General features: G+C 64.6%; 20 protein-coding genes and 2 pseudogenes. 11 read left to right on the top strand and 11 right to left on the bottom strand.

Annotation, left to right across the window (positions count from 1 at the left end; genetic code table 11):
* Positions 1–15: 15 nt before the first annotated feature.
* From ACEWE8_RS06105 to ACEWE8_RS06095, 3 genes and pseudogenes are all read left to right on the top strand, one after another.
* Positions 16–825, top strand: a complete 810-nt coding sequence (locus ACEWE8_RS06105) for a shikimate dehydrogenase (protein ID WP_046785566.1) — start codon at positions 16–18, stop codon at positions 823–825.
* Between the two features lie 4 nt (positions 826–829).
* A pseudogene (locus tag ACEWE8_RS06100) lies at positions 830–1,009 on the top strand (FAD-binding protein); the annotation flags it as partial.
* Positions 1,002–1,244: pseudogene (locus tag ACEWE8_RS06095) on the top strand (FAD-binding protein); the annotation flags it as partial. The pseudogenes ACEWE8_RS06100 and ACEWE8_RS06095, both read left to right, overlap by 8 nt.
* A gap of 91 nt (positions 1,245–1,335) precedes the next feature.
* Here ACEWE8_RS06095 and ACEWE8_RS06090 read toward each other — a convergent pair.
* The 3 genes from ACEWE8_RS06090 to ACEWE8_RS06080 all read right to left on the bottom strand — a co-directional run bounded on the left by ACEWE8_RS06090 (position 1,336) and on the right by ACEWE8_RS06080 (position 4,196).
* A complete protein-coding gene (locus ACEWE8_RS06090; RefSeq protein ID WP_046785568.1) occupies positions 1,336–2,151 on the bottom strand; it encodes a sugar phosphate isomerase/epimerase in 816 nt (271 codons plus the stop codon).
* A gap of 51 nt (positions 2,152–2,202) precedes the next feature.
* Complete coding sequence (locus ACEWE8_RS06085; protein WP_080952090.1) at positions 2,203–3,255, bottom strand: Gfo/Idh/MocA family protein; 1,053 nt, start codon at positions 3,253–3,255, stop codon at positions 2,203–2,205.
* 164 nt (positions 3,256–3,419) lie between these two features.
* On the bottom strand, positions 3,420–4,196 hold the full coding sequence (locus ACEWE8_RS06080) for an IclR family transcriptional regulator (RefSeq protein ID WP_012314036.1): 777 nt from the start codon (positions 4,194–4,196) through the stop codon (positions 3,420–3,422).
* Between the two features lie 184 nt (positions 4,197–4,380).
* Here ACEWE8_RS06080 and ACEWE8_RS06075 point away from each other — a divergent pair, with 184 nt between their 5' ends.
* A complete protein-coding gene (locus tag ACEWE8_RS06075) occupies positions 4,381–6,093 on the top strand; it encodes an FAD-dependent oxidoreductase (protein ID WP_046785569.1) in 1,713 nt (570 codons plus the stop codon).
* A 12-nt stretch (positions 6,094–6,105) separates the two neighbouring features.
* Here ACEWE8_RS06075 and ACEWE8_RS06070 read toward each other — a convergent pair whose 3' ends face one another.
* From ACEWE8_RS06070 to ACEWE8_RS06045, 6 genes are all read right to left on the bottom strand, one after another.
* Positions 6,106–7,398, bottom strand: coding sequence for an OprD family porin (locus ACEWE8_RS06070; RefSeq protein WP_046785570.1), 1,293 nt, complete (start codon positions 7,396–7,398; stop codon positions 6,106–6,108).
* A 138-nt stretch (positions 7,399–7,536) separates the two neighbouring features.
* On the bottom strand, positions 7,537–8,850 hold the full coding sequence (locus ACEWE8_RS06065) for an MFS transporter (protein ID WP_012314033.1): 1,314 nt from the start codon (positions 8,848–8,850) through the stop codon (positions 7,537–7,539).
* Between the two features lie 209 nt (positions 8,851–9,059).
* Complete coding sequence (locus ACEWE8_RS06060) at positions 9,060–9,701, bottom strand: N-carbamoylsarcosine amidohydrolase (RefSeq protein ID WP_046785571.1); 642 nt, start codon at positions 9,699–9,701, stop codon at positions 9,060–9,062.
* Positions 9,702–9,715: 14 nt separating this feature from the next.
* Positions 9,716–10,468, bottom strand: coding sequence for an Asp/Glu racemase (locus ACEWE8_RS06055; protein WP_046785572.1), 753 nt, complete (start codon positions 10,466–10,468; stop codon positions 9,716–9,718).
* A gap of 13 nt (positions 10,469–10,481) precedes the next feature.
* Positions 10,482–11,288 (bottom strand): N-formylmaleamate deformylase, encoded by an 807-nt coding sequence (gene nicD, locus ACEWE8_RS06050; RefSeq protein ID WP_046785573.1) that lies wholly within the window; start codon positions 11,286–11,288, stop codon positions 10,482–10,484.
* The gene (locus tag ACEWE8_RS06045; RefSeq protein WP_012314029.1) at positions 11,285–12,433 is read right to left on the bottom strand and encodes an FAD-dependent monooxygenase; all 1,149 of its coding nucleotides are present in this window, start codon (positions 12,431–12,433) and stop codon (positions 11,285–11,287) included. The genes nicD and ACEWE8_RS06045 overlap by 4 nt, the downstream gene beginning before the upstream one ends.
* A 327-nt stretch (positions 12,434–12,760) precedes the next feature.
* On the opposite strand from ACEWE8_RS06045, the gene ACEWE8_RS06040 reads away from it, so the two are divergent.
* The 4 genes from ACEWE8_RS06040 to ACEWE8_RS06025 all read left to right on the top strand — a co-directional run bounded on the left by ACEWE8_RS06040 (position 12,761) and on the right by ACEWE8_RS06025 (position 18,572).
* Complete coding sequence (locus tag ACEWE8_RS06040) at positions 12,761–13,813, top strand: 2,5-dihydroxypyridine 5,6-dioxygenase (protein ID WP_046785574.1); 1,053 nt, start codon at positions 12,761–12,763, stop codon at positions 13,811–13,813.
* A 68-nt stretch (positions 13,814–13,881) separates the two neighbouring features.
* A complete protein-coding gene (locus tag ACEWE8_RS06035) occupies positions 13,882–14,358 on the top strand; it encodes a MarR family winged helix-turn-helix transcriptional regulator (RefSeq protein ID WP_012314026.1) in 477 nt (158 codons plus the stop codon).
* 167 nt (positions 14,359–14,525) lie between these two features.
* Complete coding sequence (locus ACEWE8_RS06030) at positions 14,526–14,993, top strand: (2Fe-2S)-binding protein (RefSeq protein WP_046785575.1); 468 nt, start codon at positions 14,526–14,528, stop codon at positions 14,991–14,993.
* Between the two features lie 15 nt (positions 14,994–15,008).
* On the top strand, positions 15,009–18,572 hold the full coding sequence (locus ACEWE8_RS06025; protein ID WP_046785576.1) for a molybdopterin cofactor-binding domain-containing protein: 3,564 nt from the start codon (positions 15,009–15,011) through the stop codon (positions 18,570–18,572).
* Positions 18,573–18,588: 16 nt separating this feature from the next.
* Here the strand turns inward: ACEWE8_RS06025 and ACEWE8_RS06020 are convergent, their stop codons facing one another.
* Entirely contained in the window at positions 18,589–19,227 is a 639-nt protein-coding gene (locus ACEWE8_RS06020; protein ID WP_046785577.1) for a TetR family transcriptional regulator, read from the bottom strand.
* A 307-nt stretch (positions 19,228–19,534) separates the two neighbouring features.
* Between ACEWE8_RS06020 and ACEWE8_RS06015 the strand changes: the two genes are divergently transcribed.
* A complete protein-coding gene (locus ACEWE8_RS06015; RefSeq protein WP_046785578.1) occupies positions 19,535–19,801 on the top strand; it encodes a hypothetical protein in 267 nt (88 codons plus the stop codon).
* 106 nt (positions 19,802–19,907) lie between these two features.
* Here ACEWE8_RS06015 and ACEWE8_RS06010 read toward each other — a convergent pair whose 3' ends face one another.
* Positions 19,908–20,159 (bottom strand): hypothetical protein, encoded by a 252-nt coding sequence (locus tag ACEWE8_RS06010; RefSeq protein WP_046785579.1) that lies wholly within the window; start codon positions 20,157–20,159, stop codon positions 19,908–19,910.
* A gap of 258 nt (positions 20,160–20,417) precedes the next feature.
* Between ACEWE8_RS06010 and ACEWE8_RS06005 the strand changes: the two genes are divergently transcribed.
* Together ACEWE8_RS06005 and ACEWE8_RS06000 are read left to right on the top strand one after the other, a co-directional pair.
* A complete protein-coding gene (locus ACEWE8_RS06005; RefSeq protein ID WP_046785580.1) occupies positions 20,418–21,827 on the top strand; it encodes an amino acid permease in 1,410 nt (469 codons plus the stop codon).
* Between the two features lie 122 nt (positions 21,828–21,949).
* On the top strand, positions 21,950–22,486 hold the full coding sequence (locus ACEWE8_RS06000) for a 2,4'-dihydroxyacetophenone dioxygenase family protein (RefSeq protein WP_046785581.1): 537 nt from the start codon (positions 21,950–21,952) through the stop codon (positions 22,484–22,486).
* The last annotated feature ends 92 nt before the right edge of the window (positions 22,487–22,578 follow it).

Here is a 22,578-nt window from a genome sequence, read left to right as displayed (position 1 = left end):
CTAACGGAAGTCACCATGATCAAAGGTTCGACAGCGCTGGTCGCCATCGTCGGTTCGCCCATCGCCCAGGTGAAATCGCCTGAAAACTTCAACACCTGGTTCAGCAACAATCGCCTTGACCTGGCCATGCTGCCCATCGACTTGCAGCACGCCGCGCTGGACGCTTTTGTCGACACCCTGCGCGGCTGGCGCAACCTGCGCGGTTGCGTGGTGACCGTGCCCTACAAGCAGGCATTTGCCACCCGCCTGGACGGCCTGAGCGAACGTGCAACAGCCCTGGGCTCGGTGAACGTGGTACGGCGCGAAAACGATGGCCGCCTGTATGGCGACAACGTAGACGGCGCAGGTTTTTTGGGCGCAGCACGCAAGCACGGCTTCGACCCTGCGGGCAAGCGAGTGCTGGTCATTGGGTGCGGCGGGGTCGGCAGTGCCATCGCCTACGCACTGGGTGAGGCCGGGGTTGCCCAGGTCACCCTCAGCGACCCGGAAACGTCTCGCGCCGCAGCACTTGCCGCGCTGCTGGGCAAGGCCTTCCCTGGCGTCGGCATCACCACTGCATACAGCACGCTGGACGCCTTCGACCTGGTGGTCAACGCTTCGCCCGTGGGCATGGGCGGCACGGGCGAGCTGCCGCTGCCCGCTGCCCTGCTGGGCACGCTCAACCCCGCCACGCTGGTGGCCGACGTCGTTACCTCGCCAGAAATCACCCCGCTGCTGCAACAGGCGCACGAACGCGGCTGCGCAGTCCAGACTGGCGCGCAAATGGCCTTTGCGCAGCTTGGCCACCTGGGCGCCTTCATGGGCGTCACGCCGCTGGAGATCTGAGGCCATGCCCCCTATCGAAAACGCGCAACCGGTGTACGACCTGGTGGTGCTTGGTAGCGGCGCCGGTGGCCTGGCTGCCGCCGCCACGGCATCGCGCCTGGGCCTGAAGGTCCTGGTGGTGGAAAAGGCCGAACACTTTGGCGGTACGTCGGCGATCTCCGGCGGAGCAGCATGGTTATGCGGTGAAGTTGCTGCCGGGCAGCCTCGGGACCTTTGCCGGGCTGGGCACCGATGCTTCGGCGAGGGTACTCGATGGTGCCGGGCAAGCCATACCGGGGCTGTTTGCCGTGGGCAACGACATGCACAACATCATGGGCGGGCACTACCCCAGTGGCGGCATCACGCTGGGGCCCGGGATGACCTTTGGGTACCTCGCGGGCCTGGCGCTGTGCGGGTTACCGCAGCACGGACAGGCCTGAGCAGCTCCTAACGGGACCGCGCAGTTCTTGAGATCTGTCTTTACCTATGTGTCCGGCTTGCCGGCGATGGGCCGCAAAGCGGCCACTTGGCTCAAATCAATGCCAACACCGCCCGGGCCTTTTCCAGTGCCATACGCGCACGCTGTTCGCCACTGACGCCCTGCTCCAGCAGTTGCCGCGTGGGGATCTCCAGGCTTAACGGAACACTCGCTGGCAACCCGCGCAACAGGCCCGTCAGGTCGGCATCACCCTCCCCCGGAAAACGCCGCTCGTTACGGGCCTGGCGCAGGATTTCATCCATATCGGCCGGTACCGGCCCAGCCACGTCACACAATTGGGCGTAGCGCATGCGCTGCGGGGCCAGGCGCGCCAGGTCGTCGAGCGACGACCCGGAGCGGTTGAAATGAAAGGCATCCACCAGTATGCAAGCGTTCGGGCGGTCTGCGTTGGCAACGATGCGCATGGCCTGTTGCAGGTCACGGACGTCGGTCCAGGGCATGAACTCCAGATGCGGGTGAATACCATAGCCGGCAGCCAGGTCGCACAATTGAGCGAAGCGCTCGGTGAGGCGCGCCTCGCTCGGGTCGTTGCCGGCAACCAGCAGTTCGCTGCCGCCAAGCTCTGCACCGACCGCCAGCATCGGCTCGAAATCAGCTACGCAGGTGTCGGGTTTGAGACGCAGGATTTCCAGGTCCAGGACTTTGATGCCAGTGTCGCGCAGGCGCGCCTGGGTCTGGCGGCGCAACTCGGCATCGGTAACCAGCGGGAAGTGCTGTTCTTCGCTGGTCGCTGGCAGCAAGCGCAGGCCAACGTGGCTATAACCGGCACGGGCGGCGGCTTCGACCATTGCCGGGGGGGACAGCTCCAGTACGGTGAGCGCGGCCAGGGAAAAAATTCGGTCAGTCATGCGGGTTACCTGCAGGCAAATGGGTACGGGGCAAAAGAACGCTCACGCGGCTCACACGATTGTCTCTGGCGCGCAAGCCCGGCCGGTGGCGGCCGCCTGGCGGATCGCCTCGATCAACGCCAGGGTGCGGCCACCGTCGGCTGCATCGGTCAATGGCGCTTCCTGCCCACGGGCAACACGGACAAAGTGCTGCAACTGCAGGGTCAATGCCGCCCCCGCCGCAATGCCCGCCTCGCTCTGCAGCAACGGTGTATGCCAACCCGAGTTTGCCTCGGCGTACTGCCAGTGCTTGAGCTGAGGGATGCTCAGCGCTCCCCGGGTGCCGGCCAGCAGGTAGCAGGGTTGGTCCGCCTGGCGCGGATAGACAGGGCTTTCTCCCGAGCTCAGCTCCCAGCTCCACGGCGCTGCCACCGCATCGGAGCCGGTCAGGCTGCCCAGCGCACCGTTGGCGAACTCCAGCAGCACTGCCGCGCTGTCCTCGTTGGCAAAGCCGCGCACCTGGTTACGGGTGAACGCCTGCACCTGTACCACCTCGCCGCACAGGTAGCGCAGCAGGTCGAGGTCGTGGATCAGGTTGGTCAGCAGGAAACCGGCGCCGGGCTCGCGGCGCCATGGGGTGTCGAAATAGCTGTCGGGCTTTTGCAACTGCCACAGCGCGGTGACGTTGACCAACCGACCCAAGGCCCCTTCGGCGATCACGCCCCGCGCGCTGGCAATCAGCGGGTTATGCCGCCGGTGGTGGCCGACCAGCACCGGCACGCGACAGCGGCGCGACGCCTCCACCAGCGCACGTACTTCATCCAGGTGCACCCCTACCGGCTTTTCAACCAGTACCGGCACGCCGGCTTCGACACAATCGAGGGCGGTGGCCACGTGCAGGTTGTTCGGATTGGCCACGATCACGGCCTCCGGGCGCACAACCTCCAGCATCTGCCGGTGATCGGCGAAATACGCCACCCCGCACTCGGCGGCGAAGGCTTCAGCCTGGGGGCCGGGGTCGGCCACCGCACACAACTGCGCTTGCGGCACCTGGCTCAGATGCTGGTAATGCTGGCGGCCCATGATGCCGGCGCCAATCAGGGCGATGCGAAGGGGTGCGTTCAACGGGCGGTCCTCTTTTCGTTGTTGTTCTGGCAAGTTCGGAACCCAGTTCCAAAATCAGCTATCGCTAATTTAGAACTGCGGTCCGCTTTGCAAAAGGACGCTGGGCATAGAGTGTGCGGTAATCGACCGGAAAGTTCAGAGGCAGGCCCGTGCTGCCGTGCATGTCAGGCAAACAACTCACTCGCCTGGCTGGCTGCCGACAACTCCTCCACCGCCGCCAACAACAACGGCGCCAGCTCCGGCAGGCGTGCTTGCGAAAGGCGCGCACTGGGCCCGGCAATGCTCAGCACGCCAATGACCTCGTTACCCTGCGGCCGACGCACCACCGCAGCCAGGGCCGAGGTACCGACTGCCGAAGTTTGCTCGACCCAGGCATAACCCCGCTCACGGGCGCCCGCCAGGTAGCTCAGCAACTGTTCAGTGGAGCGCGGCGCGTTGGGGCCGAATTGCTCGGGGTCGGCAATGCCCTGGCGCAGGACCATCTGCAGCGCCTCGTCATCGCTCAGGCTGGCCAGCCAGGCATGCCCGGAGGCGGTATAGAACAGGGGCGCATCGCGGCCCATGTCCGGGTCGTAACGCAACCCGGACCTGGCGCCCTGGGATTTGGCGATCCAGGTCTGGCGGGCGCCGTCGATCACGCCCAGGCGCACCAGCTCGCCGCTTTCCTGGGCCAGGCGGTCGAGTATCGGCTGAATGATGTCGGCGCCGCTGCTGGACAGGTAGCGAAAGCCCAGCGCCACCAGCTTGGCGGACAACTGGTAACGGCTGTTGTCACGGTTCTGGCGCACGTAGCCCAGGCGCGCGAGTTCAGCGAGCATGCGATGGGCTGCGCTCTTGGGGATCTGAAGCTGGTCAGCCAGGGTTTGCAGGCCCAGGCCCTGGGGCTCGGCGGCAAGGCTTTCTACAAGACTGAAGGCGCGTTCGATCTGACTACCGGCCATGACAGGGTTTCCTGATAAAGAAGGCAAATTCTGGAAGATGATTCCATATCTCGTTGGCCACCGCAGCTGACCAGCGCTGAAGTGTCCGTTTATCGACCACTACTTGCTAGCGTCACTTGCATCCTGGCAGGTCAACCAAGAAGAATATGGAACCTTGTTCCAATAATAATACCGGAGACCCGCAATGCCCACCGACACCTTGCAAGCCGAATGCGATGTACTGGTCATTGGCTCCGGCGCCGCCGGGCTGGCTGCTGCGGTCACGGCTGCCTGGCATGGGCAGCGGGTTACCCTTGTGGAAAAAGACCCGGTGTTCGGCGGCGCCACTGCCTGGTCCGGCGGCTGGGCCTGGGTGCCGCGCAACCCGCTGGCGCGCCGCGCCGGTATCGAAGAAGACATCGAGCAGCCACGCACTTACCTGCGCAACGAACTGGGCGCGCATTACGATGCGCAGCGCATCGACGCCTTTCTCGAAGCCTGCCCGCACATGGTCGCCTTTTTCGAGAAACACACGGCCCTGCAGTTCGCTGAGGGCAACGCCATCCCCGACATGCACGGCGACACCCCTGGCGCCGCCACCGGTGGGCACCAGGTCATCGCCGCCCCTTATGACGCCCGCGAACTCGGTGCGCTGTTGCCACGCTTGCGCAGGACACTGCGCGAAACCTCGTTCATGGGCATGCCGATCATGGCTGGCGCCGACCTTGCGGCCTTTCTCAACATGACCCGCTCGCCCCGCGCCTTCTGGCATGTGTGCAAGCGCTTCAGTCGCCACCTGTACCACCTTGCCCGCCATGGCCGGGCCATGCACTTGGTCAACGGTGTGGCACTGGTGGCGCGCCTGGCCAAGTCGGCCGAAGACCTGGGCGTGCGCCTGCTTGAGTCTGCGCCAGCCAAACGCCTGCTGATGGAGGACGGCCAGGTGCGTGGCGCGGTGATCGGTACAGCGCAGGGCGACATTACGCTTCGCGCCAAAGCCGTGGTGCTGGCCGCTGGTGGCTTTGCTCACGACCCCGTGCGGCGCCGGCAATTGTTCCCGCGCGATGCCAGTGGCCACGACAACCTCGCACTGCCGCCGCCGTCGTGCTCCGGCGACGGCCTGCGCCTGGGCGAATCAGCCGGCGGCGTGGTAGCCACCGACCTGAAGTCGGCGGTCGCCTGGGCCCCGGTGTCCAAGATAGCGCACCGTGATGGCAGCGTCGGCCACTTCCCGCACATCATCGAACGCGGCAAGCCGGGCATCATCGGTGTGCTGGCCAACGGCAAGCGCTTCGTCAACGAGGCGCACGGCTACTACGACTATGTCGCCGCCATGCTCGACGCCGTACCGCAAGACGAGCAAGCCTGCTCGTGGCTGATCTGTGACCACCGCTTCCTGCGCCGGTATGGCCTTGGCCACGCCCGCCCCGCCCCGCTGCCGGTGTGGCCACACCTGCGCAGCGGCTACCTCAAGCGCGGTGCCAGCCTGGAACTGCTGGCCCGCGCCTGCGGCATCGACCCTGCGGGGCTGAGTGCCACGGTGGCCGAGTACAACCGCCACGCGCGCCAAGGCCAGGACCCTGAGTTCGGGCGCGGCAGCACACCGTTCAACCGCAAACAGGGCGACCCCCAACACAAGGGGCCCAACCCCTGCGTCGCGCCGATCGAGCAAGGCCCGTTCTACGCGGTCAAGGTGCAGCCCGGCTGCTTCGGCACCTTCGCCGGCCTGCGCACCGACGGCCACGCACGTGTGCTGGATGAACACGGCCAGCCCATCGGCGGCCTGTATGCAGCGGGCACCGACATGGCCAGCGTGTTCGGCGGCTGGTACCCGTCCGGGGGCATCAACCTGGGCCCGGCGCTGACGTTCGGTTATGTGGCCGGTCGGCATATCGCCGGGGCCCAGGCGCAGGAGTAAGCCAGCCCGAGGTCAGAACAGCTTTACCGTATAACTGAGGATCAACCGGTTCTCGTCAATGTCCGTGCGGTAGTTCGAGCGGGCCATCACGTTGCGAACCCGCACCCCCAGCCCGGCCAGGGGGCCGCTCTGCACCACATAGGCAAGGTCCAGATCGCGCTCCCGGTCACGCCCCTCGAAGCCCAGGCCGGTCTCCACGTCACGCCCCTTTACATAGCGCAGCGTCGAGGTCAGCCCGGGTATCCCCAGCGCAACGAAGTTGTAATCGTGACGAACCTGCCACGAACGCTCACCGGGCGCTGCGAACTCATAGGTGGGCAGGGTATTGCCCATCGGGTTGGTGTTGGCGCCAACCTGGATGAACCCGTCGTCCCCGCCGATCTGCTGGTACCCCACATAGAAGGTATGCCCACCCGTTTTGGCCGAGAACAGGCTGAACAGTGCATGGTTGTCGTAACGGCCTGCGATCTGCCGGCCATCCTCCTGGGCATCGAAGTAGCCGGCATTCACCCCCAGGGTCCAGTCACCCAAAGGTTCGGCGTGCTTGAGGCTGTAGAACCGCTGTTGGTAGATGTCTTCCAGTTGCGCTTGCCATACGCCGACCTGGGTACGGTTGTCGTTGAACGCATAGTCCGCGCCGACATAATTGAAACGATCACTGGTGAATCGCGCCAACCGTGAAGGGTTGATCGGGTCATTGACCAGGGCATACATCTTCTGGCTGTTGGAGGAGTCGCGCAGGCTGGTGGAGCGAAACTGCCCGGCGCTCAAGGTCAACCCGGCAAACTCGCGGGACTCGAGCATGGCGCCCTGGTAGGTCGGCGGCAGCAGGCGCAGGTCGCTGAACAGCAACACCGGCAGGTTGGGCATCAATTCGCCCACCTTCAGTTCGGTGCGCGACACCTTGAATTTCACCGCCGCGCCAAGGCGGCTGTAATCGTCTGCCGACTGGCCGCTGTCAAGGCTGGGCAACAGCCCTGACCTGGCATGCGCGGGGCTGCTGTCGAGCTTGAAGCCCAGTAGCCCGGTGACGTCCATGCCAACGCCGATGGGGCCTCGGGTGTAGCCAGAGGCGGCATTGAGGATGAAGCCCTGGGCCCACTCCTGGGTGCGCGACTGGGTGCTCGCGCCTTTGATATCGGCATAATCGCGGCTGAAGAAATAATTGCGCGCTTGCAGCGTAGCACTGGCGCCCTCGATGAAACCGGCCTCTTCGGCCGTCGCTTCAGCACAGAGGGCTGCGGCGATACAGCCGCCAGCCAGGCGCGCGGTCGGGGAATGACGCTGTGGCATGTTAACGGGCATTTGAAAACGACTCCTGGATTCGGGCAACAGCCCCCCGCCGCAGTGGCCTTGAGGCCACCCGCGCGGAGTGTTTTTGGAAGGGTCTTCAAGCGGGCTGGCTGGCCCGCTTGCACTGCCGTGACGCGAAGGGTCAGGCCGTTATCGGTTGACCAGCTTGGCCGGCAAGGCGATGACCAGGAAGCAGCTGAGCAGCAAGCAGAGGGCGAACACCCACAGCGCCGCATGGGAGGTGCCGGTCAGGTCGGTGACCATCCCCATCAGCGAGTTGCTCACCAGCCCCGCGATGTTGGCCAGCGAACACGCCAGGGCGAAACCGGTCGCCGCAGCGGTGCCTTTGAGGAAGGTCGCCGGCAGGCTGAAGAACACCGGCACTGCGCCGATGATGGCTGCCGAGGCGATGGCGAACAGCAGCACGGTCATCACCAGGTTCTGGCTGAACAGGGTGCTGCTGGCCATGGCAATTGCACCGATGATGAAGGGCACGATGATGTGCCAGCGGCGTTCGCGATGACGGTCGGAACTGGCCCCGATCATCAACATGCCAAGCAATGCCGCGAGGCTCGGGATCGCCGTGAGCAGGCCGATATGGAAGGTATCGCTGACACCGGCGTCGCGGATGAAGGTGGGCATCCAGAAGCCCATGGCGTAGGCGCTCAGCAGGATCGAGAAATCGATGCCACCGAGCATCCACACTTTCAGGTTGAAGAAACCGTCGCGGAAGCTGTGCTTGCTGCCCTTGCCTTCGGCATCGTCGGCGGCAAGGTCGGCGGCCAGTTGTGCCTTGTCGTCTGCGGACAGCCACTTGGCCTGCTGGAAGTTGTTCGGCAATGCCCAGAACGTCAGGATACCGAGCAGCACACTGGGGATCGCCTCCAGCAGGAACAGCCATTGCCAGCCCTGCAGGCCATGCACCTGGTCGAAGTGACCCATGATCCAGCCCGAGATCGGCCCGCCGATCACACTCGACAGCGGCAGCCCGATCATGAACAGCGCGATGATGCGCCCGCGCCGATAGGTCGGGTACCACATGGTCAGATAGAACAGCACCCCCGGCAGGAAGCCCGCTTCGGCCGCCCCGAGCAGAAAGCGCAGGACATAGAACTGCGTGGTGGTGGTGACGAACATGGTGCAGGCCGAGAGCAGGCCCCAGGTGATCATGATGCGGGCGATCCACAGCTTGGCGCCGACGCGCTGCAGGACCAGGTTGCTTGGCACCTCGAAGATGATGTAGCCGACGAAGAACAGGCCCGCCCCCAAGCCATAGGCTGCGGTGCTGAACTGCAGGTCTTCGAGCATCTGCAGCTTGGCGAAGCCGACGTTGATGCGGTCCAGGTAGGCCGCAAGGTAGCAGAAGCACAGGAAAGGTATGAGCCTCCAGGTGATCCTGCGGTAAAGCGCTTGAGTCGATTGGTCGATGTCGCTGTGGACCGCTGTTGCATTCGCAATTGGCATTTCCTGTCTCCTGGCGGGTGACTTTGTGGTTTTGTTTTCAGGCCAGCAGTTTTCGACGCTCCGGGCGCGCCGCGCACTATACGCGGCGTTTGAGGATGGCGTCACAAGACCCCGGGTGCTCCTGCGGGGTGGCCGCCCGCACAGCGGACGGTCATGCAACGGGCTTCCCGCGCCGTTACTTGATTGTTATGGGTGCAAGGTGTGCGGTTTCAGCTGGCCAGGCGCTGGAGTTGCGCCATGGCTTCCTGCAGGCTGACGACATCGCCGTACTTGCTGTCGATGTCGAACAGGTTTGCTTCGTGCGGCGCGGGGTGGCGATCACCGACGCACTCACGCACCACGATGGTTCGCAAGCCGTGCTGCAGCGCATCCACCGCACTGGCGCGGATGCAGCCACTGGTGGAGCAGCCGGCCAGCACCACGGTGTCGATCCCTTGTGCATGCAGCAGCGGTGCCAGGCTGGTGCCGAAGAACGCGCTGGCGTACTGCTTGGTGAGCACCGGCTCATCAGCCCGTGGCACGACGGCCTCGCAGAACGCCGCCAGCGGGTTGCCTTCGACCATGTCCTTCATTACCGGCGCCTTGCGTACCCACACGCCGCCATCGGCAAAATGCGGGGCCTGGTAGCGGATATTGGTATGGACCACCAGCGTACCGCAGTCCCGGGCCAATGCCAGCAGCACGGCAGCCTGCTCGACCGCCGTCACCACGCCGGGGGCGTAGAGCGGCGCACCGGGGGTGGTGTAGCCCTGCATGAAGTCGATCATCAGCAGGGCTGCCTTGCGCCCGAAGCCGATACGCTGACCCCATACGCCCTGGTAGTTGTCGCTGGCGCTTTGTGCGTCGCTCATGTTCGTCTCCCGATTCAGTAGGCGCCCGACAGCAAGGCGCCAGCGCCCGGAACCACCGGTTCCAGGTCCAGCGCCTTGAGCATGGCGTAGGTGGTGGCGATGGCAGCGGTGACCACCGGTTTGCCGGTTTGCGCCTCGACCTTGGCGACTGCCGGCAGCGACTGCATCTGCACGCAGGCCGAAAGCACCACCACATCGACGCCCTCAAGGTTCATGCCGGCGACGATGCCCGGCAGGTTGGCCGGGTCGTGACGGGCCACGGCGAGGTTGTCGGGGATTTCCAGCGCGCGCCAGTCCTGCACCTCGAAGCCTTCCTCACGGATGTAGTTGACCACCAGTTCGGTCAACGGCTTCATGTAGGGCGCGACGATGGCGATGCGCTTGGCCTTCATCACGTGCAGGGCCTCCACCAGCGCACCGGCACTGGTGATGACCGGCGCCAGCGCGTCGTTTTCGGCAGTGGCTTTTTGCAAACGCTTCTCTGACTGGCGGTGATACCCCAGCCCCATGGCCATGATCGCCACCAGGCAGGCATAGCCGAGCACGTCTACCTTGGCATCTGACAGTTCCACTGCGCAGCGGTCGGACTCGCCGTCCATCGCCGCCAGTTCTTCCTTCTTCACCTGCTTCATGCGCATGCGGCTGGAGTGGAAGGTGAAGCGCTCCGGGCGGATCGCCTGGCGGGCCAGGAGCATCGCCGGGATCTCGGTTTCCATGGTGGTGTTCGAACTCGGCACGATCTGGCCGATACGGTAGGGCTTGGTCATGTCGCGTGCTCCTTCAGACAAGGGGGTGGCCCAGGAAATCACCGAAGGCGGCAAAGAAGCCTTCGAGGTCATCCCAGGGAATCATGTGGCCGGCGTTGTCGACGTGAGCGACCTGGATGTCCGGCTTGAGCTCACGGATCTCGGCGATGTCCTGGGGCTGGATCACCCCGCCTCGCCCCGCCACCATCAGCAATGCCGGTTGGCGCACGTGGGGCAAGTCCTGGTGGATGTCCACCTGGTGGAAATCGTTGAAGGCGCGCACGATCGCAGGCTCGTGGCAGGTGTGCAGCCACTCGGCGCGCAGCGCCAGCTGCTCGTCGGTCCAGGTTGCACAGAAGGCGCGCATGTCGTCACCGCTCATGCCACTGCAGGCCTGCCGGATAGAGTCGACGTACCACGGCAGCTTGCTCGGGTATTCGCGCCGACCCGGCCCGGATACCGGCGGGTCGACCAGCACCAGCCGCTGCAGCCCGGGCGCCCCTTGCGCGGCGGCGCGGATGGCGAAACGCGCGCCCATCGAATGGCCGACCAGGTGGTAGCTGGCCAGGCCCAGCGCCGCTGCGAACGCCGGAATGTCCGCAGCGCAGGCATCGGTGCCATAGTCCAGTGCAGGCCCGCTCGCGGACAGGCCGCGGCCGCGTACATCCAGCACATAGGTGTCGAACTGCTGCCCAAGGCGCTCGGCGACGAAGCCCCAGGTGATCGCCGGGCTGGTGATGCCCGGCACCAGGATCAGCGCAGGGCCCTTGCCGCCGTAACGCAGGTAATGCTGACGGATGCCATTGGCGTTGACGTTGCCGCCGGCGACGAAGGTGCTCATGCTGCCTCCCCGCTCTTGAGCGCCTGGCCGTAGAGGTCGTAGCCATAGACCCATGCCGGGTCTTCCTGGGTGTAGAGGAAGGTGTTGGCGTTGGAGACCGCCTGCACCCGCGAAGCGCGTTCCTTGCGGTTAGCCTCGTACAAAGCGAAGGCGGTGCGGTGGTCGGACAGCCCGGTCTCTTCCAGGCAACGGGTGAGCATCGCCGCATCCTCGATGGCCATGCACGCACCTTGCGCCATGTGCGGCTTCATCGGGTGGCAGGCATCCCCCAGCAGCACCAGGCGGCCACGGCTCCACAGCGGCAACGGGTTGCGGTTGCGCAACGGCCACTTGGTGATCGATTCGGTGGCGTCGATCAGCTTTTGCACCGTGGGGTGGTAGCCCTGGAACGCAGCACGCATTTCTTCCTGGCTGCTGTCCACGAACGGGCCCTGGAAGTCCCACGCTTCGTGCGGGACGCCGGTGACGAAGTAGTACTCGTCGCGCTTGCCGGTGGTGTAATAGACCATCATGTGGCGGTCTTCGGTCCACCATTTCACGCAGTCCTCGAACACGTCGGCATGTTGCGCCAGATGCTCGCCGCGGATCAGTGCACGGTGAGCCACCCAGCCGCTGTAGATCGGCGCCTCGACACCCAGCAGCGCTTCACGGATGCGCGAATGGATGCCGTCGGCACCGATGACGATGTCGGCCACGGTATGGGTGCCGTCGGCGAAGTCCAGGCGTACCTGATCGCCGTCGTCCAGGATCTTCTCCAGGCGCTTGCCGAAGTGCACGGTGCCCGGCTTGATCGCATCGATCTGCAGGGCGTGCAGGTCGCCACGGTGAATGGTGATGTACGAGGCACCGTATTCACGACGGGCGTAATCGCCCAGCGGGATGCGCGCCAGGTAGTCACCGGTGTTGCCGTCGCGGCTGAACCAGAAATCCGGGTGCGACCCCATCAGCTCCAGCTTCTGCTCCAACCCCATGCGGCGGAATATCTTCATCACGTTAGGGCCGATGTGAATACCCGCGCCAAGGCGGGTGAACTCCGGTGCCTGCTCGTACACGTCGACTTCAAAGCCGGCCTGCTGCAACAAAGTGGCGGCGGCTGCCCCGCCCAATCCTGCACCGACGATTGCGATTTTCTGCCTGCCCCGCATAGGTATGTCCCCTCTTGTTCTGTGATGTGGTCAGCCGAACCGCCTGACGAATTAGAGTGTATACGCTGTATTTTTTTATTGGGAAGGGGAATATTCAAAAAAATTCAAACGGGTGATCGAAATCGGCGAGTCGGCTAGATGTCACCGCATTACCTAGGCTATGTGTGGATTCGTAACGTTTCAACGCACCACTTGCGCTTGCAGGCCGGATACGCTTTCATCAACGCATATAGGGCGTACACGCTATTAATTCGCACCGAGATAAAGCGCCCCGCACCACTGCGGCGCGGCATTTCGGTTTCATCGAGGCCTGCCAGGAGAAAGCTGATGCCGGTTAGCAACGCAGAACTGACCCAAATGTTCGAACACGTACTCAAACTGTCCCGGGTGGACGAAACTCAGAGCGTCGCCGTGCTCAAGAGCCACTACTCCGACCCGCGTACGGTCAGTGCCGCGATGGAAGCGGCGCAGCGGCTCAAGGCGAAGGTCTACGCCGTGGAATTGCCCGCGTTCAACCACCCCACGGCCATGGGCAACGACATGACCGCCTACTGCGGCGACACCGCCCTGACCGGCAACCTGGCAGCCCAGCGGGCGCTGGAAGCCGCCGACCTGGTCGTCGACACCATGATGCTGCTGCACTCACCCGAGCAGGAGCAGATCCTGAAGACCGGAACGCGCATACTGCTGGCGGTCGAACCCCCGGAAGTCCTGGCGCGCATGCTGCCCAGCGAAGACGACAAGCGCCGCGTGCTGGCCGCCGAAACCCAGCTCAAGCAAGCCCGCACGATGCAGGTGCGTTCCAGGGCCGGCAGTGATTTCCACGCCCCACTGGGCCAATACCCGGCCGTTACCGAATACGGCTATGCCGACGAGCCCGGCCGCTGGGACCACTGGCCAAGCGGCTTTTTGTTCACCTGGCCGAACGAGGACAGCGCCGAAGGCACGCTGGTACTGGATGTGGGCGACATCATCCTGCCGTTCAAGAACTACTGCCGCGAGCGCATCACCCTGGAGATCGAGAAAGGCTTCATTACCGGCATCCATGGCGGCTTCGAGGCTGAGTACCTGCGCGACTACATGAAGTACTTCAACGACCCCGAGGTCTACGGCATCTCCCATATCGGCTGGGGCCTGCAGCCGCGTGCCCAGTGGACCGCCATGGGGCTGCACGACCGCAACGACGGCATGTGCATGGATGCCCGCGCGTTCTATGGCAACTTCCTGTTCTCCACCGGCCCCAACACCGAAGTCGGGGGCAAGCGCAAGACCCCCTGCCATCTGGATATTCCGCTGCGCAACTGCGATATCTACCTGGATGACCAGGCCGTGGTGCTGGCCGGTGATGTGGTCGCGCCTGAGGAGTCCAAGGCGCGATAGTGGTTATACTGGCCCGGCGCCCCGTTCCGGGGGGCCGGCCAGCCAACCCACACAGCCCAAGCCAACCCATGTCGAATAAAAACACCCCCGCTCCCGCTGCACCCGACACTGCCCCCTACGACGTGACCGAACAGGTCGGCCACCTTTTACGCAAGGCCTACCAACGGCACACCGCGATTTTCCAGCAACAGGCGTGCGACCCGCAGTTGACCTCGATCCAGTTCGTCACCCTGTGCGCCCTGCGCGACCACGGCCCCAGCTCCCAAGCCGAACTGATCAAGGCCACCGCCGTCGATCAGGCGACCATCCGCGGCATTGTCGAACGCCTCAAGGCACGCGGGCTGATCGAGCTGTCACCAGACCCGGATGACCGGCGCAAGGTCATTGTCGGGCTCACCGACAGTGGCGCAGCCTTGCTCGATGCGATGATCCCCTGCGCCCGGCAAATCAGTGAACTGAGCATGGGCTGCCTGAACGCCGCAGAGCGGGTGGCGATCCTGTTTCTGCTGCGCAAGATGATCGACGGGGACGATCAAGCGGGCTGAGCGCGCCCAATACCCCGAGCAACCCCTACGGAATCGTCCCTGGCCTGCTTCTTGCCTGAACATTTCATGTAGTGAGTACTTACCTAAACAAGCGCACCACTTGAGTGGTTTGGTAGCGCAGGTACTCGCTTTTGAACGGCATGCAAACTTCCAGAGATGAGCCAACCATGCAAATCACCCTCCCCCTGCGGGTCAACGGCCAGGATGTCGAAGTCAGCGCCATGGCCGACACGCCCTTGCTCCTGGTCCTGCGCAACGACCTGCGCCTGAACGGCCCCAAGTACGGCTGCGGCCTGGGCGAGTGCGGGGCGTGCACGGTGATCATCGACGGCGTGGCCGCACGCGCCTGCGTGATCCCGCTGTCCGGCGCCGCCAACCGCGACATCACCACCCTCGAAGGCCTGGGCAGCAAGGCCGCGCCACACCCGGTGCAACAGGCGTTCATCGATGAGCAGGCCGCCCAGTGCGGCTACTGCATGAACGGCATGATCATGACCGCCAAGGCCCTGCTCGACCGCATCCCCGACGCCAGTGACGAACAGATCCGCAACGAACTGTCAGGCAACCTGTGCCGTTGTGGCACCCATGTCGAAATCCTGCGCGCGGTGCGCCGCGCTGCCGGCCGCCAGGCCTGAGACCCGGAGCAGAACATGAACCACTCCCAACACGTTCCCACCCGCGACCAGTTGCTGGGCAAAACCGGCGTACTGTTGATCGTCGACCAGATCACGCCGCCCTCGGGCCCTGTGGCCAAGGGTGTGACACCCACGGTCAAGGCGCGTGAGCTGGCGCTGTTTCTTGCCGTAAGCGATGACGGCATGGTCTACGCCTTCAATGGCCACGTTGACCTGGGCACCGGCATCCGCACTTCGCTGGCTCAGATCGTTGCCGAAGAACTCGACCTGCGCATGGACCAGGTGCACATGGTGCTGGGTGACACCGAGCGGGCGCCGAACCAGGGCGCCACCATCGCCAGCGCGACCCTGCAGATTTCCGCCGTGCCGCTGCGCAAGGCCGCAGCAACGGCGCGGCGCTTCCTGCTGGAACAGGCCAGCCTGCGCCTGGGCTGCCCGGTGCAGGCGTTGCGCATGGATGCCGGCACGCTGATTACCGAAGATGGCCGCACCCTGAGCTTTGCCGACCTGGTCGGCGGGCAGCGCCATCAACTGCACATTGCCGACGATGCGCCGCTCAAGGCCGTCGAGGATTACCGCCTGGTCGGTCGCAGCGCGGCACGGGTGGACATCCCTGGCAAGGCGACCGGCGAACTGACCTACGTCCACGACATGCGCCTGCCCGACATGCTGCATGGCCGGGTGATCCGCCCGCCCTATGCAGGCCACGACAGTGGCGAGTTCGTCGGCAACAGCCTGCTGGCAGTGGACGAATCGTCTATTGCCCATGTGCCGGGGGTGGTCGCGGTGGTGGTCATCCGTGACTTCGTCGGTGTGGTTGCCGAGCGTGAGGAGCAGGCGATCCGCGCCGCCCACGACTTGAAGCTCAGCTGGAAGCCGCTCACCGGCAAATTGCCCGACCTCAGCGATGTCGCCCAGGCAATCCGCGACAACCCCCGTGTGCAACGCACCGTGCTGGACCAGGGCGATGTCGACGCCGGCATCGCCAACGCCAGCCAGCGCCTGAGCCGCAGCTATCTCTGGCCCTACCAGTTGCATGGCTCGATTGGCCCCTCCTGCGCGCTCGCCGACTACACCGACGGGCAGATCCGCGTCTGGTCGGGCACCCAGAACCCGCACCTGCTGCGCGCAGACTTGGCCTGGCTGCTGGACTGTGCCGAACAACGCATCGAGATCATCCGCATGGAAGCGGCCGGCTGCTATGGCCGAAACTGCGCGGACGACGTCTGCGCCGATGCAGTGCTGCTGTCGCGTGCAGTCGGCCGCCCGGTGCGGGTGCAACTGACCCGCGAGCAGGAGCATGCCTGGGAGCCCAAGGGTACCGCGCAGCTGATGGAAATCGATGGCGGCCTGAATGCCGACGGCACGGTCGCCGCCTACGACTTCCAGACCAGCTACCCCTCCAACGGTGCACCTACACTCGCCCTGCTGCTCACAGGCGCCGTGGAGCCGGTACCGGCACTGTTCGAAATGGGCGACCGCACCTCCATCCCACCCTATGACTACGAACACATGCGCGTCACCATCAATGACATGACGCCCTTGGTACGCGCCTCGTGGATGCGTGGTGTGTCGGCCATGCCCAACAGCTTCGCCCATGAGTCCTACATCGACGAACTGGCCTTTGCAGCAGGCGTCGATCCGGTCGAGTACCGCCTCAAGCACCTCAGCGATCCGCGCGCCATCGACCTGGTCAAAGCCACGGCCGAGCGCGCCGGCTGGCAGCCGCGCACCGAGCCCATGCAGACACCCGCCGAAGGTGATGTGTTGCGCGGACGCGGTTTCGCCTATGCACGTTACATCCACAGCAAGTTCCCGGGCTTCGGGGCTGCGTGGGCGGCCTGGGTCGCCGATGTTGCAGTGGACCGGCGCACCGGCGAGGTCGCCGTGACACGTGTGGTCATCGGCCATGACGCCGGCATGATGGTCAACCCCGACGGGGTGCGGCACCAGATACACGGCAATGTAATTCAGTCCACCAGCCGCGTGCTCAAGGAGCAGGTGAGCTTCGAAGAATCGACGGTGGCGAGCAAGGAATGGGGCGGATACCCGATCCTGACATTCCCCGAAGTACCGGCCATCGATGTAATGATGCTGCCGCGCCAACACGAGCCGCCGATGGGCAGCGGTGAATCAGCCTCGGTACCCAGTGCCGCAGCCATCGCCAACGCCGTGTTCGATGCCACCGGCATTCGTTTCCGCGAGCTGCCGATCACAGCTGAGCGGGTGCGCGAGGCATTGAGTGGCGATGGCCAGGGCTCCGGCGGGCCGGCGCCGGCACAGCCCGCGCCGAAGCGCTCGAAATGGTGGTTCGGCTCAATCGCCGGAGTGTTCGGCGCCGCGTTGGGCATGACCGCTACCGCCCTGCCCTGGCGCGCTGAAATCGCCCCGGTGACACCACCTGCTGCTGGCAGCTGGTCGGCCTCGATGCTCGAGCGCGGGCGCCAAGTGGCTGCTGCCGGCGACTGTGCTGTCTGCCATACGGTACAAGGCGGCAAGGTCAATGTCGGTGGCCTGGCGATGGAGACTCCGTTCGGTACGCTCTACAGCACCAATATCACTCCCGATCCGGATACCGGTATCGGCCGGTGGTCGTTCGCCGCCTTCGAGCGGGCCATGCGCGAGGGCATCAGCCGCGACGGCCGGCACCTGTACCCGGCCTTCCCCTACACCTCATTTCGCAACATCACTGACGCCGACATGCAGGCCCTGTACGCCTACCTGATGTCGCAAACGCCTGTATACCAGGCGCCCTCGGCCAATCAGATGCGCTTCCCGTTCAACCAGCGCCCCCTGATGGCCGGCTGGAACGCGCTGTTTCTCAAGCGCGGCGAATACCAGCCCAACCCGCAGCGCAGCGAGCAATGGAACCGCGGCGCCTACCTGGTCGACGGGCTCGGCCACTGCGCGGCGTGCCACTCGCCACGCAACCTGATGGGCGCGGAGAAAAGCGGCAACAGCTACCTCGCCGGCGGCATGGTCGATGGCTGGGAAGCGCCTGCACTCAATGCCCTGGGCAAGTCATCGACCCCCTGGAGCGAGAATGAGCTGTTCACCTACCTGAGCACCGGTTTTTCCGACAAGCATGGCGTGGCTGCCGGCCCCATGGGGCCGGTGGTCAGCGAACTGGCAACTTTGCCGCAAAGCGATGTACGCGCTATTGCCCATTACCTGGCCTCACTGGACGGCACACCGCAGGCGGTCGCAGCCAAGGCGCCAGCGCAAGTCGACACCCAGGTGTCCCTGAGTAATGGCGAGCGGGTGTTCAAGGGCGCGTGCATGGCCTGCCACAGCGACGGGCTGGGGCCGAAGCTGTTCGGGGTCAGCCCGTCCATGGCTGTGAACAGCAATGTTCACAGCGACCTGCCGGACAACCTGCTGCGCGTGATACTGCACGGCATACCGGCGCCGGCGACACGTGAGCTGGGCTACATGCCAGGGTTCAAGGACAGTTTGTCGAACCGCCAGGTGGCGGACCTTGCCGCTTACCTGCGCCAGCGCTTCGCGGCCCAAAAGCCGGCCTGGGAGGGGCTGATGGCCAAGAGCGCCCAGGTGCGCGCCAACCCCGGCAGCCATTGACCCGTGCGCTCGCCCGTCAGCAGCGCAGCCCGCGCAAGGCCAGGTCGCTGATGAACGCCAGCCAGTCGGACTTGGCCTGTTTATCGGCCAGGTCCACGGCAAGAAACGAACTGAGCGTGTAGCGGTTGGAGTTATAGAAATAGCAGAGCGAGGCAATCATCAGGTAGGTGTGCCTGATGTCGATATCTGTGCGGAACACGCCCTTGGCCTGGCCCGCCTCGACGATCGGCCGCAGTACGCCGACCGCCTCGCCGGACAGCGCCTTCAGGTTTTGCGACTGCCTGACGTGCTTGCCCTGATGGAGGTTCTCTGTGGCCAGAAGGGTGACGAATTCGGGATGGCGCACGTAGTAGTCCCAGATGAACGCCACCAGCTCGCGCAGTGCCGCCTCGGGGTCGGAAAGGTCCAGTCGCAGCTTGGCTTCAGCTTGGTTGAAGCTTGCGTAGATGTGCTCCAGCACGCTGATGAACAGCTTTTCCTTGTTGCCGAAGTAGTAGTAGATCATCCGGTCATTGGAGTTTGCCAGCGAGGAGATCTGCTCGATGCGCCCGCCAGTGAAGCCTTCCTTGCTGAAGACCTTCACCGCCGCCTGAAGAATCTTGTGCCTGGTGCGGTCTGCCTGCTGGGCGCGAACACCGGTTTTGCGAGTTTGCATGTGGAACCACTGTGGGGCTGGCCAGATGCCTAACACTGCCACAGACGTTGGGCCTTTGCGCGGCTTTTTCAGGTGCAGCGCCAACCATCGACAGCACTGCGCCCGGACGCATCATCACGATGCCGGCTGCTCGCCTACGTGCCGCGTGCGCCCGCCGCCGTTTGGCGCACGGTGCAGGCGCCCTCGTGAAAACAGGCTAAGCTCGGGTTTCCGAGGCCACACCAGTGCCCGGCAAAGCATCGCAGGTCCATCGTCGCTCGGGCGATCCACACCGACGGGCCGTTAACGGCTCAAAGAGGGTGCAGCAATGGCGACAATCGAGACAACAGCGCTCGCTCAGGGGCTGCAGCAGGTGGAAAACAGCTGGCAGGCTTATCTTGCCTCGCAAAAGCACGCACAGGGGCTGACCGGCGAGCAGCTCAGCACAGCGCTCAAGGCCTGTAGCCGCGATTACATCAGGTTCCAGAACCAGAGCCAGCAGTTCTACGCTGAAGTACGCAAGCGCGTGGGGGATGCTGAAAAGCTGGAACTTGACCGGGTGCTTTACCCTCACCACTTCACCGACAAGCACTGAGACACCTGCAGACCAGTGGCTTGCTCGAGCAGGCAGGCGCTGATGCACCGGTGTGAACCCATCGGGTATACAGAGGCCCAGGGCGCCTGACCCTGGGCCGGGGCCATCACGGCTTGATTTTTTGCCAAGGCTGATAGCTGTACCGTTCAGCCTCAGAAGCCCTGGACGGGTCCGGCCGACCCGAACCTCTTTCGCCTTCCGTGCGCGCCTTCTCATCCCTATGGTCATCAGAAGCCTGTGCTTTGGAGCGCTCGTCCTGCTCACTGTCCTCGTCGTCTTCCCCGGTTGGCCAGTCTGCGTCCTCATGGGGTTTGGCACCTGGGGCATCGATATCCGTGAAGCGCTTGCCAGTGGTCATACGCACCTCTCAACGCCCAGAAGTCCTGGGCTGTTTCGAGTGTGCGCCTTCCCGTCCGGCAACAGGGTTATATCGGACCGACTGCGCGGCCCTGCCCTGCCTGCCGGGTACTGCCCTGCTCAGCTATGAACTGTGTTCACACCCGGTGTGACGCCTGGCCGGCTAATCCCACACGCCTTTGCCGCTTAAGGTGACCCTGCAAGGCCGTTGCGCAAACGGCCCACGACAACAACAAGCGAGCAACCGAGGTGCAAGCCGATGCGTGGCGATCAAGGCAATACAAACAACAAGCTGGGGACGGGCTTGAAAGGCAGGCAGGTCACGATGATCTCGATCGGCGGGGTAATTGGCGCCGGCCTGTTCGTGGGCTCCAGCAACGCCATCGTCACCGCTGGGCCGGCGGTCCTGGTGGCGTACCTGATCGCCGCAGCGATCGTGGTGCTGGTCATGCAGATGCTCGGCGAGATGGCCACGGCGCGGCCAGACACCGGCTCGTTTTCCTCCTACGCCGACCAGGCCATCGGGCGCTGGGCCGGGTTTTCGATTGGCTGGCTGTACTGGTGGTTCTACGTGCTGGTGATCGCCATCGAGGCCATCGTTGCCGGCAACATCCTGGGTGACTGGCTGGGCTTGCCGCACTGGCTCACCGCCTTTGCCATGACCTTGGTACTGGTCTTGTGCAACAGCCTCAGTGTCGGTTCGTTCGGTACGCTGGAGTACTGGCTGTCGCTGTTCAAGGTGGTGTCGATCGTCAGCTTCATCGGGCTCGGCGTGCTGGCGATCCTGGGCCTGATGCCCGGCTCGTCCACCAGCGGCATCAGCAACCTGTACGCCAACGGCGGCTTCGCCCCCAACGGCAATGTGGCCATCGTCGCTGCACTGCTGACCGCGATGTTCAGCTTCCAGGGCAGCGAGGTGGTGACCATCGCCGCCGCCGAATCACCCGACCCCAAAGCCAACATCAAAAAGGCCATCCGGGCCGTGGTGTGGCGCCTGGGCCTGTTCTACCTCGGCTCGATGTTCGTGGTGGTGTGCCTGATCCCGTGGAACGCCCCGGGCCTGGCCCAGGGCTCGTACCAGGCGGTGCTGAACGCGATGAACATCCCTTGGGCGCCGGGCATCATGAGCATCGTGGTGCTGGTGGCCGTCACCAGCTGCCTGAACTCGGCCATCTACACGGCGTCGCGAATGGTCTATTCACTGGCGCGCCGCGGCGATGCGCCCGACGCTGTTTCCCGCACCACCGCCCAGGGCGTGCCGCTACTGGCTGTGGCCCTGACCTCGGCGGCCGCACTGGCGGCGCTGGCCGCCAACTATCTGCTGCCGGCCCAGGTGTTCCAGTTCCTGCTGGCCACCAGCGGTGCACTGGCCCTGCTGATGTACCTGGTGATCGCCATCACCCAACTGTGCATGCGCCGCAAGCTGGTTGCCCTGGGCAGGCCACTGGCGGTGCGCATGTGGCTGTTCCCTTGGCTGACCCTGTTCACCATCGCCTTGATCGTCAGCGTGTTCGCCATCATGGCGGCGTTCCCCGGCCAGCGGGCCGAGTTGCTCAGCACCCTGGGGCTGACGGCCGTGCTGGTGGCCATCGGCGTCTACCTGCAAAAGCGCCAGCCGGCGCTGTCGGCCCAGCGCAGCGCCTTGCAGTTCGAGGCCTGCCAGCCGTGACCCCGCGTCACAGCAGCTGTGCCGAGCAAGCCCTTTTTCGCCCTGCAGCGCATCCCTAAGCTGCCTGCAACCCCGGCCCTGAACGGGCCGGGGATTCAAGAAACCCAACTGTGGAAGCCCTCATGAGCATTGCCCCCAAACCCGACGAACTGGCCATCCCCTATCAACTGCCGCAAGTACCGTTCATGTCCCCCGACATGGTCCACCCCGGTGTACTCGGCAAGTGGCTCGAAGACGACCAACTGTGGGTCCCGGTGACCGCTTCGGTATCGTTCAAGCCCTTGCTGCTGAGCGTCTCTGGCGGCTATTACATCAACCTGCTGCGGGTGCGCCAGAGCGGTGTGCTGTCGCGTCACCGCCACACCGGCGGCGTGCATGCACTGGTGCTCAAGGGCCGCTGGTACTACCTGGAGCACGACTGGGTCGCCGAGGAAGGCTCGTTCGCCTTCGAGCCACCAGGCGAAACGCACACCCTGTTCGTGCCGCAGGACGTCGAAGAGATGATCACCTGGTTCCACGTGCAAGGCGGTTACACCTATGTCGACCCACAAGGGGTCGCCGTGGGGTACGAGGACGTGTTCACCAAGCTTGAGGCCGCCCGCGCCCACTACAAGGCGCTCGGCCTGCCGGACGATTACATCGAGCAGTTCATTCGCTGAACGGCCACCACGCCACCCGACCCGCGTATCCCGATGCACGCGGGTTGCCACCCCGACGCGGCGCTGCCAGCATTCTGCTGATCACCGGAGGC

The sequence above is a fragment of the Pseudomonas sp. TR47 genome, assembly GCF_044143025.1.
In the GTDB taxonomy this organism is placed as follows: domain Bacteria; phylum Pseudomonadota; class Gammaproteobacteria; order Pseudomonadales; family Pseudomonadaceae; genus Aquipseudomonas; species Aquipseudomonas putida_E.
Note: the sequence above shows the minus strand (reverse complement) of the source record. Positions and strands in the feature narration are given on the sequence as shown.

Coding starts and splice junctions, on each gene's coding strand:
- ACEWE8_RS06105 (WP_046785566.1), top strand. CDS start 16: ATGATCAAAGGTTCGACAGCGCTGGTCGCCATCGTCGGTTCGCCCATC.
- ACEWE8_RS06090 (WP_046785568.1), bottom strand. CDS start 2,151: ATGACTGACCGAATTTTTTCCCTGGCCGCGCTCACCGTACTGGAGCTG.
- ACEWE8_RS06080 (WP_012314036.1), bottom strand. CDS start 4,196: ATGGCCGGTAGTCAGATCGAACGCGCCTTCAGTCTTGTAGAAAGCCTT.
- ACEWE8_RS06075 (WP_046785569.1), top strand. CDS start 4,381: ATGCCCACCGACACCTTGCAAGCCGAATGCGATGTACTGGTCATTGGC.
- ACEWE8_RS06070 (WP_046785570.1), bottom strand. CDS start 7,398: ATGCCCGTTAACATGCCACAGCGTCATTCCCCGACCGCGCGCCTGGCT.
- ACEWE8_RS06065 (WP_012314033.1), bottom strand. CDS start 8,850: ATGCCAATTGCGAATGCAACAGCGGTCCACAGCGACATCGACCAATCG.
- ACEWE8_RS06060 (WP_046785571.1), bottom strand. CDS start 9,701: ATGAGCGACGCACAAAGCGCCAGCGACAACTACCAGGGCGTATGGGGT.
- ACEWE8_RS06055 (WP_046785572.1), bottom strand. CDS start 10,468: ATGACCAAGCCCTACCGTATCGGCCAGATCGTGCCGAGTTCGAACACC.
- nicD (WP_046785573.1), bottom strand. CDS start 11,288: ATGAGCACCTTCGTCGCCGGCGGCAACGTCAACGCCAATGGCATCCGT.
- ACEWE8_RS06045 (WP_012314029.1), bottom strand. CDS start 12,433: ATGCGGGGCAGGCAGAAAATCGCAATCGTCGGTGCAGGATTGGGCGGG.
- ACEWE8_RS06040 (WP_046785574.1), top strand. CDS start 12,761: ATGCCGGTTAGCAACGCAGAACTGACCCAAATGTTCGAACACGTACTC.
- ACEWE8_RS06035 (WP_012314026.1), top strand. CDS start 13,882: ATGTCGAATAAAAACACCCCCGCTCCCGCTGCACCCGACACTGCCCCC.
- ACEWE8_RS06030 (WP_046785575.1), top strand. CDS start 14,526: ATGCAAATCACCCTCCCCCTGCGGGTCAACGGCCAGGATGTCGAAGTC.
- ACEWE8_RS06025 (WP_046785576.1), top strand. CDS start 15,009: ATGAACCACTCCCAACACGTTCCCACCCGCGACCAGTTGCTGGGCAAA.
- ACEWE8_RS06020 (WP_046785577.1), bottom strand. CDS start 19,227: ATGCAAACTCGCAAAACCGGTGTTCGCGCCCAGCAGGCAGACCGCACC.
- ACEWE8_RS06015 (WP_046785578.1), top strand. CDS start 19,535: ATGGCGACAATCGAGACAACAGCGCTCGCTCAGGGGCTGCAGCAGGTG.
- ACEWE8_RS06010 (WP_046785579.1), bottom strand. CDS start 20,159: ATGACCACTGGCAAGCGCTTCACGGATATCGATGCCCCAGGTGCCAAA.
- ACEWE8_RS06005 (WP_046785580.1), top strand. CDS start 20,418: ATGCGTGGCGATCAAGGCAATACAAACAACAAGCTGGGGACGGGCTTG.
- ACEWE8_RS06000 (WP_046785581.1), top strand. CDS start 21,950: ATGAGCATTGCCCCCAAACCCGACGAACTGGCCATCCCCTATCAACTG.